The 15,808-nt window shown below is 62.4% G+C and carries 13 protein-coding genes; 5 read left to right on the forward strand and 8 right to left on the reverse strand.

The window, feature by feature from the left end; all coding sequences use genetic code 11:
• Positions 1-216: 216 nt before the first annotated feature.
• A complete protein-coding gene (locus tag EOINJALH_RS04210) occupies positions 217-1,155 on the reverse strand; it encodes a hypothetical protein (RefSeq protein ID WP_144289856.1) in 939 nt (312 codons plus the stop codon).
• 98 nt (positions 1,156-1,253) lie between these two features.
• Here EOINJALH_RS04210 and EOINJALH_RS33435 point away from each other — a divergent pair, with 98 nt between their 5' ends.
• The 4 genes from EOINJALH_RS33435 (at position 1,254) to EOINJALH_RS04230 (ending at position 6,537) form a co-directional block, all read left to right on the forward strand.
• The gene (locus tag EOINJALH_RS33435; RefSeq protein WP_088279064.1) at positions 1,254-1,715 is read left to right on the forward strand and encodes a helix-turn-helix domain-containing protein; all 462 of its coding nucleotides are present in this window, start codon (positions 1,254-1,256) and stop codon (positions 1,713-1,715) included.
• 277 nt (positions 1,716-1,992) lie between these two features.
• Entirely contained in the window at positions 1,993-2,892 is a 900-nt protein-coding gene (locus tag EOINJALH_RS04220) for a TnsA endonuclease N-terminal domain-containing protein (RefSeq protein WP_088279065.1), read from the forward strand.
• A complete protein-coding gene (locus tag EOINJALH_RS31025) occupies positions 2,880-5,249 on the forward strand; it encodes a transposase (RefSeq protein WP_144289857.1) in 2,370 nt (789 codons plus the stop codon). The genes EOINJALH_RS04220 and EOINJALH_RS31025 overlap by 13 nt, the downstream gene beginning before the upstream one ends.
• A complete protein-coding gene (locus EOINJALH_RS04230; RefSeq protein ID WP_088279067.1) occupies positions 5,242-6,537 on the forward strand; it encodes an AAA family ATPase in 1,296 nt (431 codons plus the stop codon). The genes EOINJALH_RS31025 and EOINJALH_RS04230 overlap by 8 nt, the downstream gene beginning before the upstream one ends.
• Position 6,538: 1 nt before the next feature.
• Here the strand turns inward: EOINJALH_RS04230 and EOINJALH_RS04235 are convergent, their stop codons facing one another.
• From EOINJALH_RS04235 to EOINJALH_RS04265, 7 genes are all read right to left on the reverse strand, one after another.
• The gene (locus EOINJALH_RS04235) at positions 6,539-7,918 is read right to left on the reverse strand and encodes a TniQ family protein (protein WP_088279068.1); all 1,380 of its coding nucleotides are present in this window, start codon (positions 7,916-7,918) and stop codon (positions 6,539-6,541) included.
• Positions 7,905-8,273 (reverse strand): helix-turn-helix transcriptional regulator, encoded by a 369-nt coding sequence (locus EOINJALH_RS04240; RefSeq protein ID WP_088279069.1) that lies wholly within the window; start codon positions 8,271-8,273, stop codon positions 7,905-7,907. The genes EOINJALH_RS04235 and EOINJALH_RS04240 overlap by 14 nt, the downstream gene beginning before the upstream one ends.
• Positions 8,274-8,315: 42 nt before the next feature.
• The gene (locus tag EOINJALH_RS04245; RefSeq protein WP_088279070.1) at positions 8,316-10,079 is read right to left on the reverse strand and encodes a TnsD family Tn7-like transposition protein; all 1,764 of its coding nucleotides are present in this window, start codon (positions 10,077-10,079) and stop codon (positions 8,316-8,318) included.
• Between the two features lie 91 nt (positions 10,080-10,170).
• Positions 10,171-10,767 (reverse strand): Pycsar system effector family protein, encoded by a 597-nt coding sequence (locus tag EOINJALH_RS04250; protein WP_144289858.1) that lies wholly within the window; start codon positions 10,765-10,767, stop codon positions 10,171-10,173.
• A gap of 33 nt (positions 10,768-10,800) precedes the next feature.
• Positions 10,801-11,352 carry a Mov34/MPN/PAD-1 family protein gene (locus EOINJALH_RS04255; protein WP_088279072.1) on the reverse strand — a complete coding sequence of 184 codons (552 nt, stop codon included), beginning with the start codon at positions 11,350-11,352 and terminating at the stop codon, positions 10,801-10,803.
• Positions 11,349-13,058, reverse strand: coding sequence for a ThiF family adenylyltransferase (locus tag EOINJALH_RS04260; RefSeq protein WP_088279073.1), 1,710 nt, complete (start codon positions 13,056-13,058; stop codon positions 11,349-11,351). The genes EOINJALH_RS04255 and EOINJALH_RS04260 overlap by 4 nt, the downstream gene beginning before the upstream one ends.
• On the reverse strand, positions 13,058-14,614 hold the full coding sequence (locus EOINJALH_RS04265) for a transcriptional regulator (protein WP_088279074.1): 1,557 nt from the start codon (positions 14,612-14,614) through the stop codon (positions 13,058-13,060). The genes EOINJALH_RS04260 and EOINJALH_RS04265 overlap by 1 nt, the downstream gene beginning before the upstream one ends.
• A gap of 181 nt (positions 14,615-14,795) precedes the next feature.
• On the opposite strand from EOINJALH_RS04265, the gene EOINJALH_RS04270 reads away from it, so the two are divergent.
• A complete protein-coding gene (locus EOINJALH_RS04270; protein ID WP_158219647.1) occupies positions 14,796-15,755 on the forward strand; it encodes a YafY family protein in 960 nt (319 codons plus the stop codon).
• The last annotated feature ends 53 nt before the right edge of the window (positions 15,756-15,808 follow it).

Here is a 15,808-nt window from a genome sequence, read left to right on the forward strand (position 1 = left end):
AAGGACGCGGTTGACTGACCGCTTACCTCACTTCTGCCGCGTGGCGCTTTCCTTTCGCGCGCACCACGGGGACCACGACGTCCCTCATCCACTGCGCCAACTCAAGCTTCTCAGTCAATTTCATGAGGGTCCTCCACTTACGGCTTCTGGTGAATGTGGCGCCTACGCAACTATTAGCGTCGGCAACCACGCCGTACTCCTTGGTCGGAGTGCTGCTCACGACTCGCCTGCGGTGCCGATGTCAAAGACCGTCGGCAGTGAGCCTGCTCCATTTGAGCGAATGACGCTCGGCTCGCCACTTGCCAGATCTCCCCTGACCACGATGAACGCCTTCCTTGCCCTCATGAGTCTGGCGAGTTGGTACTCGACGTTCCCAGGGTGGGTAGGTCCCACATGAATCCGGCTAAAGCACGCAGTCAAGTAGTCCTTGAGTGCTGGGAGCATGAACGCGAAGTCAGGATCTGGGACTGGAACAATGCATCGCTCGATTACCTCGAGCAACTGAAGGTAGTAGGCGATCAGATTTCCGTGTACCTCCCACCGGCGCAGTTGAAGCAGTGTCAGAAGCAGGCCCCATCTTGATGAACCATGGGATCGGGGAATGAAGTATTCCAAGGCCTCACGACCTTCCTGATCGATCGGCAATTCCACAACCCAGGCTGCGAACTTCTCCCGCCGCTCCAGCACCGACATGGCGAGCCGCTGCATCGTCTCGGCAGCCAGATGCCACTCAATGTGGCTCATGGGCGTCGGATCGAGCAGTCTCCATGTAGGCTCGTACAAGAGGTCTTCTACTTCTGGAGCGCGTGACAGGGCCCGCCGTATCCATGGTGCGCTGCTCGAGTCGTTCCGCGCAAGCTCACGCAAAACCGCCGGCTCACCGCTTGCCAACATGCGATGGAACAACCGAGGTCGATCAATCTGAAAGTCGAGGTGAGAGATTTCTGTCATCAGCTTCTGCTCAAGCTGGTAACCGTTACTCACCTGCCACGAGTTGAAGAGAGCCTGTGTCAACGCCTGGGTCTGCCATCGTTCGATCTGGCGTGCCGCCTCACGTTTGGTCAAGCTCGCGAGGTCCGGACCAACCAATTGCACAACTGGCAGATCCGCCGGGCTGTCAAACGCGTTGGAGAAGACGGCAAGGTCGGTATACATGACAGGCGCCATCGTAAACGCCCTGCAGCGGGGACTTGGTACGGAAAACGTACCTGAGTTTCTGCCTAGACCTGTGTGTCGAGACTGTGCACAGTGGGATGGATTTCCGTCCTCACTGCGTGCACGAACAGACTGACCCGAAACCCAAAGCGGCGACCTCTGCCGCGGGCGTTGTCTCGCCCGCGCGACGAGACTCCAAATCCTTTGGCGCGATCCTGTTCGACGCGCGAACCCGGCGTGCCCTGACGCAACGAGAGCTTGCACGTCGGGCTGGTGTCGCGTTCTCAATCGTCAGCGAGATCGAGAACGGACGACGACCGCCTCCATCAGGCGAAGTACTTCATCGACTGAGTTGGGCGCTGGGCCCGAACGCGCCAGAAGCTGACTTGCTCAAACACGCCGCCCGTGCAGAGAGGCAGTCGCTCGGTCTCCGGATCAGCCGCGCCACACCACGACACGTCGCCGACCTCCTCCGAGACATCTCGCGGTTGGGCCATCAGTTGTCGACTCGGCAGGTCGCTGCGATCAGGACAAGCTTGACGGAGGAAGCCATGAAATAACGAACGGCGAGACCCCTTTCGAAGCCCCGCCGTCCGGGTAGCTCAGACAAACCGCCTTCGCAACCGGCAGAACGAAGGTTATCAGGTCAGGGCCACACGGGGTGGATTTGTTCGCGCCTTAGCCGCGAACACTCCTGGACGCTGATTCCAGTTCTGTCTTGTCACCCTGAGCGCAAGTTCTGACTGAACTTGCGCTCCTCCGGGTGCGCAGTAGACGAAGCCGGGTGGCGTCCCCGCTCTTGTGGTCTCGACTCGCCTCGAGCCGCATGGGGGGTCCATGAAAACCGCCAAGCGCTTCTCCCCGCAAGTCCTTGCACGATTCGAGCGCCAGGGCCGCGGCACCGGCACCTACGCCGAGGCCCTTCCATGGCATCAGGTCACCCGCGGTGACCCTGCAAGTTCAGGCCGCAGTCACTTATTGAAATGGCGCGGACGCCTGAGACATCTGTTGTCCGACGGCGAACTAGGCCCACAACTCTTTGCGACGATGCTGCCCAACTTGGATGACTGCCTGGAACAGTGCAAGCTGTACGTGGACCCGGCGCCGCACCTCTTGGCAGCGTACTGCGAACGGGACCCAAATTCCCTTCTACCAGGCACTCTCCAGATTGCAACTGAGTTGGGTATTCGTCACCCTAAGGTGTACGGCGACGGGCAAGAGGCCTACTGGACTCTAACAACTGACCTAGTGCTCGTCTTCAGGGCTCCCGGTCAACCACGCGAACTGCTTGCGATTGCGTACAAGCCATCCGGCTTCGATGACAACCCCAGGAAAGTTCAACTCCTGAAACTTGAACGTGAGTACTGGGCGCGTCGGGGTGTGACTTGGCTCCTCATCACCCCGAGTCAGTCCATACCCGAAGTCGTACTCACCATTCGAAGGATTGCATGCTGGGCTCTCGATGGAGAGGCCTCTGAGAAGGAGCGCCGCACGGCCATCGAAGCCGCCCGTCAGCTTGGCGGCCACTCACAGACCAGCGTGCTACATGCGATCGCCTCGATTCAAGGAAGCATGGAGTCAGCACAGCGCTCGTTGTGGCAGGCCGTGTGGTACGGGGAGCTTCCTCTTGACCTGCGGCGTGACTGGCGCCCGCACCGCCCCCTCATCCTCATGCCTGAGGCTGAGTTTAGGACTTTCAATCCGGTTGGTTCCAGGAGGTCGGCATGGACTTCTTGATCCACAACGCAACGTTCCGGCTGCTGAAGGAACCAGAACCTACGACGCCGCACGAACCTGGCATTTACCGGGTCGTGCTGGATGCGCCGGCCATTGACCGGACTGTGACGGTACTCATTCAGGCGGATGCGCCGAACAGACGCGGCAAGGGCGGGCGGCCGCGCGCAGAGTCTCCTGCCAATTCAGAATGTGACGGCGATTCCGGTGCTTCTGTGGATCCCGATGGCGCCAGGACCGAGTCTCGCAAGGATGAACAAGGTACACCGCAGCAGGCAAAGAAGAAGAAGGGCAGCCCATCGCCCCTGGTAGGTCAACTCATCTGGATGATTCGCGGCGACATCATTCGCTTGGCCAAGGAGCGTGTAGTCCAGAAATTGCAGATTGAACGCGAGGTTCATGTATTTGCGAGCCCGCAGTCAGAGGCGGAGAAGGATCCGGATCAACGCGAGTATGAAAAGCGTGTGTTGGCGATGGCTGGTTTTCTGGACGTCAAGAAGATGCAGGAGAGCATCCTTGTTCATGAGAGCCTGGGTGGACTTGTCAAGCAGGCAACTGAAAATGCTGCCGTCAGTCGACCGTTTGTCTACAAGCAGTGGTCTACCCTCTGCCGGTTTGGATTCATTGAATCTAGCCTCAGAACAGGTTACAGAAACTGTGGCGCCCCCGGAAAAAATAGACCTGTCATTCCAGGCGTACGGAAGAAGGCTGGCAGGCTAACCGTCAAGCAGAGGATCAATCGTGCCTTTGGGCGCGACTATTCTCCAGAACAGCCGGGCATGAGCATTGAATGGGCCGCCGCCATACGAGCGGCCGACAAACTCATCCCTGAGCCGAAGCCAAAGTGGTCAAAGCGCTGCACCCTCATCGTGTCTAGCGCTTTCGTCGGGAAGGGCAAACAGGTTGACGGGAAGATTGAGTTGATCAAGCCCGAGATGGGCGCGTATCCCAATGATCGTCAAATTCAGCGGGCACTGACCAAAGGGAAGTCGCGACTCCAACTGCTGCTGGAGAGGACCACCAAGAGGCACTTCAATAGCTCACTGCGCGGCCTCATTGCGCGCAACTGGCAAGGTGTGCCAGGCCCCGGTAGCCAATGGGCCATTGACTCCACGGTTGGTGATATTTACTTGAGATCCTCTTTCAACCGCGCATGGATCATTGGCAGGCCCATTGTCTACATCATTGTGGACATTTGGTCGACTGCTGTCGTCGGTTTCTATGTTTGCCTGACGGGTCCCAGTTGGAATACAGCAAAAGTTTCGCTGTTCAATTCGTCAGCAGACCCCGCTCTGCTCGGCGAAACCTGGGGGTACCAGCCAATACTGACGTTGGATCCTCAGCCATCTCTATGCTACGAGCTGATGTGTGACCGCGGAGAGTACCTGTCTGAAGGGGCACGTCAAACTGCCATGAAGCTCATTCCTCATACCGGCATCGCCATGCCGTATCGGGGAGATCTCAAGGGCTTAGCCGAAGTTCTGCATCGCATCGAAAAGGATGCGCAGTTCCTCTTTGTGCCCGGCGCGATGGACTTTCGGCGACAGGAGCTTGAACTTCGCCGGGTCGACCCAAATGACAGCGTCTTGACGCTCCCTGAATACGTTCAATTCCTGCATGACCTCTTCGCTGAGTACAACCTCGCAGCGTGTCGAAGGCACCGGGTCGATGCTCACATGTTTGCGGCGGGATGCCAACCATCTCCGGCTGGGCTGTGGCGCATGGGATTTGAAATGGGCATTGGTTTCCGGCGGCAGATCGAGGAGGCTGATCTCGTCACAGAGCTCCTGCCTCGTCGCACAGGTCGTGTCCGCAGAGATTGCGTCCGCTTCCTCAAGAACGACTACTCGTCGGAGGAGGTTAAGGCCGCGCACTGGACAGCGATCGCACGTAATTTCGGGGGGTGGGATGTCCCCGTTTATCACTACCCTGGGACTATGGGCCGCATCTGGACCCCAAACTCTGGCGGGTCAGGACTGCTTCGTTTGAAGCTCAGCGCTGAGTCTAAGGTTGCACCCGAGGCCTCCTACGAGGAACTGATGGACGTCCTCGCTATGGAGACCATGGCCCAGCCCGGCGTCAAGCACGCGAACAAGATGCACGCCATCGACTTCCTTGCACGCCGCACGGCTCTAATAGACCAGGCAAAGGTGTTGACTGCAGAGGCGATAGCCCGAGCGACTGGGAAGGCTCCATCTTTCACGGAGGCTCGGCTCTTCGAGGTCGCAGCGACGCGCGGTGCCGAAGTGTCTGAGTCCAAGACTGCTGACGAACTGCGGGATGAATCATTCCGACAACATGAGGCGATGATGGATTCGCTTCTGGCCTCGGCAAATCAAGGTGACGACTCTGATGACTGAGCAACTCGTGCTGGGTCCCTATGAAGGCAACATTCTCCAAATTCCGCTTGGCTCAATTCATTCGCGAGAGGAGGCATTGGAGCGCCTGATCGAGTTGCCCAAGATGCCGATCAACCTAAGGGACCTGCCACGACATATCCGAGTGCACCACTTGATGGGCCTGAGAGACTTCCACGTACCGCCACTGGAGGAAGGGCGTCTCTTTGAGTCGATCGACCTGATGGTGCGGTCCGGCTATCACTACCGCGATCCTCGCTCTCCGGGCACCTTTGGCGTCATCAGTGGCGAACTGCCCATACGCATGTACCCTCGGATTCCGGCTCACGCTGCAGCAGTCGAAGGTGCCTCTGGGACGGGAAAGACGCAGGGCTGCCTGCGAAGCCTGAACCTATATCGTCACCAGACATTTCTGCACGGGCACTTTCCTGGTTTCAAGGATCCCCATTTTCAGGTCACACACCTGTCAGCTGACGTCCCGTCATCGGGTACCGCAGAGGACTTCGCGCGGGTCTTGATGCGTGCCTGGCAGCAAGCCACAGGAAGCACTCGGTTCGATCACCTGCTCAAGCGCGATCGATTCAGGAATCCAATGGAGGCACTGAACGAGTGGCGCCAAGTGGCCATTTCTCACTTTCTTGGCATTCTGCATCTGGACGAAGTCCAGAATTTCTTCAAGCTGGCCACGCTGGAGCAACGCCGGCGCCGGGATGGAAAAGGCGGGACTCCTGAATTGAGCATTGTGGAAGATCGATGTCTGAAATGGATTCTTGAACTGCTCAACACCTGGGGCATACCCGTGCTGTTTTCGGGTACATCGGACGGCATTGGAGCATTGACAAAGCGACTCAGCAATCTGGAGCGGTTTGGAACGGGCGGCTACCACTCACTGTCAGTGTTCGATCAATGGGACGATCCGGCATACAGGAAACAATTTCTTGGTCAACTTGGGCGCTATCAGTACACCATGCAGAAGCTCAAGGTCGACGACGATCTGGCCAAGCTCATCCTGGAACTGTCCGGCGGCATTCCGCGAGTTATCGTCGCCCTGTGGGTTTCAGCAAATCGCCTCGCGCTGGAGCGCCCGGACGACAAGTTGACAACCTCGGATTTCGTCTTGGCATCCCAAACTTACCTCGGCCCACTTGCGCCCGCGATTGCTGCTGTCCGCAGCAAAGACCCACTTCGGATGCGTGTATACGAAGATCTGGTTTCCCAGGACACGACCTTCTGGTCGCGGCTCTGGGGTCGGGTCGGGCAGTCAAGCCCCGTTCCACCGATCGCTTCGTAGTCTACGCAGTTGCTACGCGACTCTGGGGCCGTCCAGCCGCTTTGCTGGCGCATTGAACGCGATTCGGCATGGATGGCCGCGATCGTGGTACGCGCGCTGGATCCTCGTTGGCCACGTCCATTTCTCGCAGCGCGGCGATCAGCGGGGCGGCCATACGCCTGATCAGATCCAAGAGTTCGCCTACGGTGACCCCACCCTGAGCGGCCGACTCCTCAATATCGAGTTCTTCCAGCAACAGCGCACGAGCTGCTTCCAGCATCGATCGTCCGCCCTTCATTGCTAAGGTTGGCAGACCGATTCCGCCTAGCGATTTGCGAACTTGGTACTGCCCACTTCCAGCTGCGCGATTCGCCCGACCGTAGCTGCCTCTGCCCTTGATATAGAGGGCACGAAGGGCATTGAGGTCCGGAGGTGTGAGTACGGCCTCCTCTTTCGGAGTTGCCGCTTGGGTCCTATCGGCTTCCATGAACTTGTGCAGCGCCTCATCCGCCGACTCGAAGAGGACGCATGCCGCCAGAACATAGGCATCGGACGAGGACGCTGAGTTGGACATCCACAGCACGCCGTCGACTTGACTGACGATAGTGCCGGTTGGCTTACTGGCAATACCGGGAAGAATTGTTGCGAGCCACTCTGACGGAAAGGCTGAGGCAATCCAGTCGCTCAGCAAGGGTTCATTGCAGGTCTTCTTGCCGCTGGCATGCATGCGGAGCCCGGCGTTTCGTGCCGGCACCCGAAGGACATCGCGCACCGCCCGTACCGCGATGGGTTTCCGAGTGTCGAGCAGTCCAAGGCAAATCCGCGTGAAGCGGTCGACCATCGGGTGCTGCGTGGCGATGCAGACCCACGCCTGTCCAAGCTCCTGCGCTTGGGCGAGCCATGCTGACGGGGCCTTGAGATATGCGTCCTCGGACTCCACCAAGTGGAGCGCCATTCGGTGTTTTGCGCACCAATAGATTCCCGGTAGCTGGTGCGCCCGCCGCCAGTAGCTGCGCCCAAACGTTGCCTGGTCTGATTTGACGCAGTCCTCACAGAGGTAAGCACCCTGGCGGGCCGTCCTCATCGCAGAGAGGCGCAGGATCTGCCGATTCGCCTTGCTGCCGTGCTCAAGCGTGTGCTGATATGAGGTGATGCCGCGCCTGTATGGCAAAGTGGTGTGCTGCCTGACAAAGACGATCACCGACATACCTGCCACTCGGCTCAAGAGTTCAACGCAGGCAACGTCTTCGTCGACGGTCTCAAGCTGCCGAGCCCAGCGTGCCATGGCTTGAACAGTTTCGGACGTCTTTCGAAAACCATTGCAACGCATCACCGCACCCAGGTAGGAACTGTCGAGCTCATCTGGCAGCGCCTCTGGCCTGACAAAGTCAGCTTCGATCATTGCTGCCCTCCTTTCTGCCGAGTTCGCCCTTTGGGCTCAGCAACGAAAGGGAGCGGATGACTGTCGACAGCGCCCTGGCGTGTGATGCCGAACCATCCCACGCGGCCTGGATCGCCTCAACGAGTTCAGCGTTCCCACGAACGGCATCCGCCGTGACGCCGACGGAGAACTGTTCGACATAGAGGCACACCTCCTCCATGAGCCTGGAGTGGCGGAGGCCCTGGCCGGACAGGATCCGGCTCACCTGCGACTGGCTCGCGCCGACGGCCTCGGCGATCTGGGCCTGGGTGATTCCATGCTCCCTGCAGATTTCACCTGCCCTGAGAGCGCGAGCGACGGTCGCTACATCGTGCATGCATACAGCATATCACAGCGCATATCCGCATACCTCCGTCTCTCAGCCGAGCGGAGGCTCCTGCTGGAGCAAATCCGCCACGCTGCCGGCCCGACGACGCCCAAGTGCCCGTTCAATCACCTGCTGCGTCAGCGGCAGCCGGTGAAGTACCGCAAGTTTGGGCTTCAGTCCCGGGACGGCCTGGTAGATCTGCCAAAGCTTCAACGGACGGCCGGGTCGAGCAAGGCGCTCCACCGCCTTCTCAACCTCCGCGCTGAGCGATAGGTCTCGCTCATCCCACCGCACTGTGTTCTGCCGCGGGTTCGTATGGCTCGTTGCCTTTGCTGGCGTGCGATAGGTGAGCCACGCGCGATCGTTCCGATACAGCCACGCATAGCTGGCTGCGTCCATGGCTCGCAGCAACTTCACGCCGAGCCCTGGGTGGTCGCGAAGCAGCTTTTGCCACGCGCCGCGAGCGCGCCGTTGTGCCGCCGTAACCCTCGCCACCTTCCACGCCGAATGCAGCCCGATCTCCGTGTGCAGGAGCCGTGTGACGGTCTCGATAGAGATGCCGTGGCGCCCCGCTGCATCGGCCTTGTCCATCCCCTTGCGAAGACAACGCAGAAGTGAAGCGCGAACCTCTGCCTTCAAGACCTTTGGCCGCCGCGGCACCTGGAATCCTTCGGCCGCAGCCCAGGCCATCGCAGTTGATACATCGATGCCGATTTCCTTCGCTGCTGCAGACGCAGACGTACCCGACTTCAGCAACGCGGCTAGCCTCGCCCGACGAGCCAGATCACTGGCAGACTGACTCGCCGACGTAGTGACCTCGTTGGCCGGCCGGATGGTGTCCACGTCAGTGGTACCTAAATGAAGCGCAAGAAAATCATCAGGGCCGGAGAACAACCAGTCGATCGCCACCAACAATCTGATCGGATGGACGCCCGAGCGCAGCGCCCGGATCATTCTGCCGATCTGTGCCTTCGCCTCCTCAAGAGTCGAAGGAAGGCCGGCAAGTTCAGCAGGAAGGCGCAGCGTCGAGCAATGCTGCAGGTAGTCGGCTGCCGCTACCGTGAGCCGCGCGTTGCCCGCTGCCGTCAGCCAACCTCGCTCCCGGAGCCTCGCGCGAAGCGTGTTCTGCACAGCGTCCGCATCCAACCAACCATCATCCCTGTCGGAGTCCACCAGGGCGATCGTCAGTTTGGAAAGGCGAAGCAGCGCTGACCTTTGAGCGACATCGCTCGCTGGCCATGGATCCACAAGCTGGGCTTCAGCAGGACGGCTCCAGAGAAATCGCTCGACGCCCGTTGACTTGACTTGGGATATGCGCAGCGGCGCGCCATGTGCCGGGCACATCCAGACGCCAGGAAATTGATGCACGAGATGCCAGTAGACCCAGCCGTGCTCGGTCAGATCGGCCTGCATGCACGCCATACAAGCCTTCAGCGGATGGTTGGCTCTAAAGCGGCTCGTCAGCAGGCCCAATCGAAACTTGAGGTGCGCAACGGCCAGACCCCGCATAGCCCAGACGGCGTGGTCGATATCGGCCGCCCCAAGGAACGGCCGATAGAACCTCAACATTGTCCGGTGCCGAGCGATCTCAACGGCGGAGCCGAGTAGTCCTTCGGTTCGATGAGCGAATTCGTCGAGACCGCTCGGGAAGTCATGCTGAGTCCCTCGGCGCTTGCCACCAAACATGATCTCGGTCGAACGCGAGGACAGGCTGTAGCCCCACAGACGGTGCTGCCGACTGCACAAGCTAAAGAGGGTTTCACCAGGGAGCCAGGGCAGAACGGAATCGCCTTGGGATAACAGGTCGGCTGGCATGATCAAAACTCGCACGCGAGCCCGGGACCGGAAAGGCACCGAGAGAACTCATCGTGCACTACTTCGCCGCGCGCGCTGGGGGTTCGCCCGGTCAGAACGTGAGGAGCCCGATCGCCGAGAGCCAAGGTATGGCCGACATGAACGACACCATCACGGCCTTACGGACCCAATCGTGCTTCCTCCTTGCGATCTGCGCATTGACGTGAATCTGAGCCGAGTAATCGGCGAGAAGGTCCTCATCGGTGACATTCATGAAGCGGTAGGTGAAATCGGGCGCGCTCAATTCCTGCACCTTGCCGAAGAACAGCAGTGAACTGGCGGGGCCGTCGGTGCGCGGCTTAACCGCCATCGCCGCGCAGATGATTGCCACCGCTGCGAGCAGGACGCAGGCGGTCGTCGAGCCCAGCGCCCAGGTCGACTTCTTGTTAGCTGCGCCGAAGGCGGCGCCAAGGCCCGCCAGCATTGCCACCTGAATGGTGACGACTACGCCGACCTTGACCTCGGCGGCGCTGATCCACGCGAGTTGACGCTCGAAGATCCAGCGCGCCTCGACCAGACGGTCCTTCGTGGCCGCTGCGGTCGGGGCTTGCGCCTGTGCCTGCGCCGGCGTGGGAGCGATCAACGGGGGAAGCGCCGGCGCTTGGGGTGTGATCGTTGGCACTGCCGCCAGGGGCGTCGTGGTTGTCATCTTCATCCTCCTTGGTTCTTCGTTTCAAAAAAGCTACTTGGCCGCCTCGCGGTGCCATGCCATCCACTTCCACGAGAGCCGCTCAAGCGGCGTCTTTGGGGGCGCCTGGACCGCCGCGCCCTCTTCGCGCGCCACGCGCGCTTGCACTACAGGCGCGCTGCGTCGGAACGCGTGCGCAGTGGCCTCGATCTCGCCGCCTCGGCCAAGCTTCACGACGAGCAGGACGAGGAAGTTGGCCGGCTGCCCGCGCTCCTCGATGAGCCCCTGCATCTGCCGCACGTCGGTGCCGCTCGGCAGCGCGGGGAAGCTCGGATGCGAGTGCCACTCCCCGAGATAGTTGAAGCGCGTGTAGTCGCTGCCCGTGCGCGCAAGGAACCGGCGCATGAACCTACGGTGAGCACCCGGGTCGCGAACGAAGTGCGCGACGCCGCCACCGGATCGCTGTACCGAGAGATCGACGACCCGAAAGATGCCGCCGCCGAGATCCTCGCCGGCGAGCACACCTCCGATCTCGCGATCGCCCGCGCGCCGCAACTCCCGACGCAACTTCGCCGCTACCTTCGCCGGCAGCGCAATCTCGATCACCCGGCCTCCTTCGGGATCAGCGCCGTCAAGGCCTCCACCGCCCTCGCGACCTCCGCCTCGCTAAGCGGCTCCGCTGACCGGGCCGCCGGACCTCCGAGGTCGATCGGCCAGACGTCAAATGCGCCGGTAAAGATCCACTCCTTGCGGAGCCCGATCATGTAGGCGGAGTGCTCGAACGACGGCTCGGGCGCGGCGATGAGCGTGTCGATGGCAAGTCTCGCCACGCTCGCCGCAATCTGGCCGACGTCGGCGTCATCCGCAATCATGGGCTCTCCGTCGGCCCTCTCGGCGCCGTAGTCGACCGTCGCCTTGGGCGGCTTCGGAAACTCGGGGTTCGCGCACCAGGTGTGGATGGCCGCGCGCGCGTCGAGCGGGGTGGGGTCAAGGCCTGGGCGTGAGCGCGCCACCATGCCGCCATAGCCGCCGGCGAACACGCGTCCCCAGACCATCGGTCGCGCGTACTCAGCCGCGACGCCCGCGGCATAGTTGAAACCGGCGTCGCTACCGCTGGCATCCACAATCAAGTCGCACTTGGCGAGCGCCGCGAGCGCGCCGTGGAGCGACCCGCTGCTCTCCTGTGCGCCAAGGCTCATCCTCCGCGCGTCGACCGTCGCGCCCGGCCGCAAAAACTTCAATCGCTCGGCGAGCCCGTCGACCTTATGCGCGCCGACCGAACGCCAATCGAGCTCGTGGCGGGCGACGTTCTCGGCGCCCAGCACGTCGTCGTCGATCAGGAGGAATTTGCCAACGCCGGCGCGCGCCAGGCTCGCAGCCACCTTGCTGCCCATGGAGCCCGCGCCGAGCACGCCCACAAGCTTGCCACCGAAGGCCTCGCGGCCCGGCGCGGCCCTCTGCCCGGGGTTGGGCGGCACGATGGCGTATTCGATTGCGGCGTTGTCCTTCGGGTCGACATGGAACGCGCGCAGACCCGAGGGCGGCGAAAGCACGAGCGTCTCCGAGGACTCGAAGGCGCGTTCGGGACCCAGGAGGAGCGAACGCAGCGCCCGCGCACCGCTGGCCGCGGCGGCATCGATGTGCGCCAATCGCGCGTCGCCGGAGGGCAAGGCGACCACGAAGCCGCTCTCGAACGCGTATCTGCCGATTGGCTCCGGGAGTGTGGGGTCGCGCCACTCGACTCCGCTGGGCTCGGTGATCTTGACGACGAAGAGCACGCAGTTGCGGCCGGTAACGAACATGCGCGCCGTCATCGTTCGCGGCTCGCCAGCCGCCGCGACCGCCGCAGCCAACGCCTCAGTCTCGACAAGCCGCATGAGCTCCGAGCGAAGGCTCTGTCCTAGGCTGACGCGATGCGCGGACGGCACCACGCGCGACGCGTCGGGGTCGCCGGTCTCGCCCGCCTCTGTCGAAAGCAGGCGGTAGGCGCTGCGGAGGACATCGGCGCCGGTTACATGCTCCTGCCAGTTGTCGGCACGGTGCTCAAGGCACAGCTCGCCACTGGCGCCGTATTGATGGATGCTCCAGCGTTCACCTTGCTCGCGCGGCCGCACGGACGGCGGCGCGAACGGGAAGATGTCGGGATAGGCCAGCGTGACTGGCCGCCGGACCGCGCCGACCACGAGGTCGGCGTCCACGAACAACCCTTGGTCGAGCCGCCACTTGACGTTGTCGATCCATGGTTCGGCCGCGAGCTCGCCGATGGCGGCCTGCTCCTGGTTGAACCTGCCGAGGCGCGTGATGAACCACATCAAGCGAATCCCGCGGGCGTCTTGGACGGCGACGCGGCGCGCGCCGGGAAGGAGAAACCAGCGGCCGCAGCCGCGGTCGCGGGGCGCAGCAGCCCGCCAGCGCGGCTCGCCTCGGCCTTCTTGGCCTCCTCTGCCTTGGCCAGCACCGCGAGGGCGGTGTCGTATTCGAAGCCGGAGCGGCGGCGCGAGGTTCCGAAGTGATCGCGGAACGCCGCGGGCGCGACCTTAGCCAGCGCCTCGCCCATTGCCGTCTGCTCGCCGTCGCAGCGGCGCTGCTCCTCCTCGGAGCGCAGGACCGCCCGGCCGACCACGCAGCGCACCATTTCGCCCTTCATACCGAGGCGCGTGATTGCCAGCGTGCCGAAGTCGCAGCCCACTGCCAGCCCCATTGCGCCGACGTCCACGCCCGCGTCATCAAGCCGCTCGAGGGCCAGTTTGAAGCTGCTGCGAAGCGCCGCGGCGCAAAGCAGCGCGTTCTTCGCGCTTTCCTCGGCGTCAGTTGAGGCGGCGGTCCCCTCAACCAGCACGCCGTGCACGCAGTCGCCGATAAAGCGGATCTTGCGACCGGCGAAGTCCGCGTGGAGCGTGGCGTCGAGTTCGGCGCGCAGAACGTGCAGGACCCTGACAACGTCCTTGGCCGCCTCGTCGTCGTCGATGCGCTCGGCGACGTAGTTGGTGAAGCCGTCGATGTCGGCATAGATCGACGCGCTGTCCTGGCGCCGCGAGTTCCTCGGTGTGAGCAGTTCGAGGTCCAGGGTCGCGAACGGCGGCGTGTGCGCGAAGAATTCGAAGGCCCCGATGGGGAACTTCTCGAGGTCCTGCTTCCAGGTCTTGACCACCGAGTCCACCGTGATGCCCAGGTTCGCCTTGTCCTTGGACTTCTGGATCTCATCGGGCGTCAGCGCGCTCGTGTCGACGTTGGACACCTCGGACCAGCCCACTGCGGCGCGCGCGCTGTTGGTCATGAAGATGCCCGCCTTGGAGCCGCCGCCGGCGCGCTTGGCCGCGACGTTCGCGGCGCAGCCGAGGAACAGCGGCTCGCGGTGCCCGCGGCGCCCGTTGTTGACCGCCAGCGCCTCGCCCGAGTCGATGCCGACGCGTACCTTCGCGGCCGGCAAGGGGTCGTCGCCGCTCTCCCCCGTGCGCGCGAGCACGTCGATCATCAGCTGGGCCGTGGCCACCGCGCGGTGAATGCGCTTGACCTCGTCGTCGTAGGGCTTGGCGAACACTGCGTGCAGGCGCTGGTTGTGGAAGTCGACCTCGATGGCGTCGACGTCCAGCAGTATGTTGCGCGCGGCGCGGAAATGCAGGTTCAAGAAGCGCAGGGTCCGCCGGTGGACCGTGACACCCTCGAAGTTGGTCGTCCCCAGCATCTCGTCGAGGTTGAGGATGTCGACATAGACGTGGACCCCATCCACTCGGTAGGCCACACCGTTGGCGAGCCCGTTGAGGTCGGTGTCGCGGCCATATTCGCGGATCTCCACCGTCTCCACCTCCGCCAGGCGTGCGTCGATTCGGTCCTGGGCCGTCTGCTTGTTCCATGCTCGCTTTGCCATCTTCTGCTCCCCTCGCCGCCTGGGCGAACAACACTAGATCTGAGGCCGGTGCGCCGGCACTTGCGATGCGGCGCCCCAACCAGTACAGTTACTATACGCGTACTTTCTATGCGCGTCAACAAACTATACTGACCGCATGCCGAGCCGAACCTCCCCTCGCCGAGCCGCTGACCCAACCCGGGTGATCAGCCCACCCGCTGAGCCGGGCGCTGCACTACCCTCCGCCCCGCGACCCTCTTCGCGCTCCAGCAAGGCTTCGCCCCAAGACGAGGCTGCCGACACCGGCCCCGTCAAGTGGAGCCAGGAGCGCAGGCTGCAGTTCATCGACTTCCGTCTGCAGTGGGGTGGCCGCATCAACCGCCGCGACGTGACGGACTTCTTCAAGATCTCCGTGCCCCAGGCGTCCGCCGACATCGCGCGCTACGCCGAGGTGGCGCCGGGCAACCTGGAGTACGACACCAGTTCGCGCACCTACGTCGCAACGCCAGGGTTTGCCCCTCACTACGAGTCCAGCGGAGCGCGCCAGTACCTGTCTCAGCTGCTGGCGCTGGAACGCCAGATCTTGACCAGCGACCAAGCGTTCCTGGCGTTTCGGCCGCCCATGGCCTCGGTACCCCTTCCCAGTCGAACGGTCGAGCCGAAGACCCTCGCCCTCCTGCTGCAGTCGATCGCCGAACGGGCGAAGCTGCGTATCCGGTACCAGTCGATTGCGCGGGACGAGCCGCAAGAGCGCTTCATCAGCCCCCACGCGTTCGGTTATGACGGCGTGCGGTGGCACGTGCGGGCCTTTTGCCACCTACGCGAGGGGTTCAGAGACTTCGTTCTGGGCCGAATCCTGTCGCCCGGTGCACCTGTGGCCTCTGACGTTGACTCGTCACAGGACCGCGATTGGCACACCAACGTGGACCTGGTCCTCAAGCCGGACGATTCGCTCACGCCCAAGCAGCGCGAGGGTGTCGAGATCGACTACGGGATGAAGAACGGAAGGGTCACCGTGCCCTGCCGGCAGGCGATGCTGTTCTACACCCTGAGGACGCTGAACTTCGAGCCGAACGGCACACCCCGGAAGGGCGAGAAGCAGGTGGTCATCGCCAACCTTGCCGAGATCAAGTCTCTGCTGCCGATGCCAGGCCAAGCCTGAGCGTCCAGCCCATCGATCTCACCACACACTCCCGATTCAAGTTTCGAACAGAA

It is taken from the genome of Ideonella sp. A 288 (assembly GCF_002198735.1).
Lineage (GTDB): Bacteria > Pseudomonadota > Gammaproteobacteria > Burkholderiales > Burkholderiaceae_C > Pseudaquabacterium.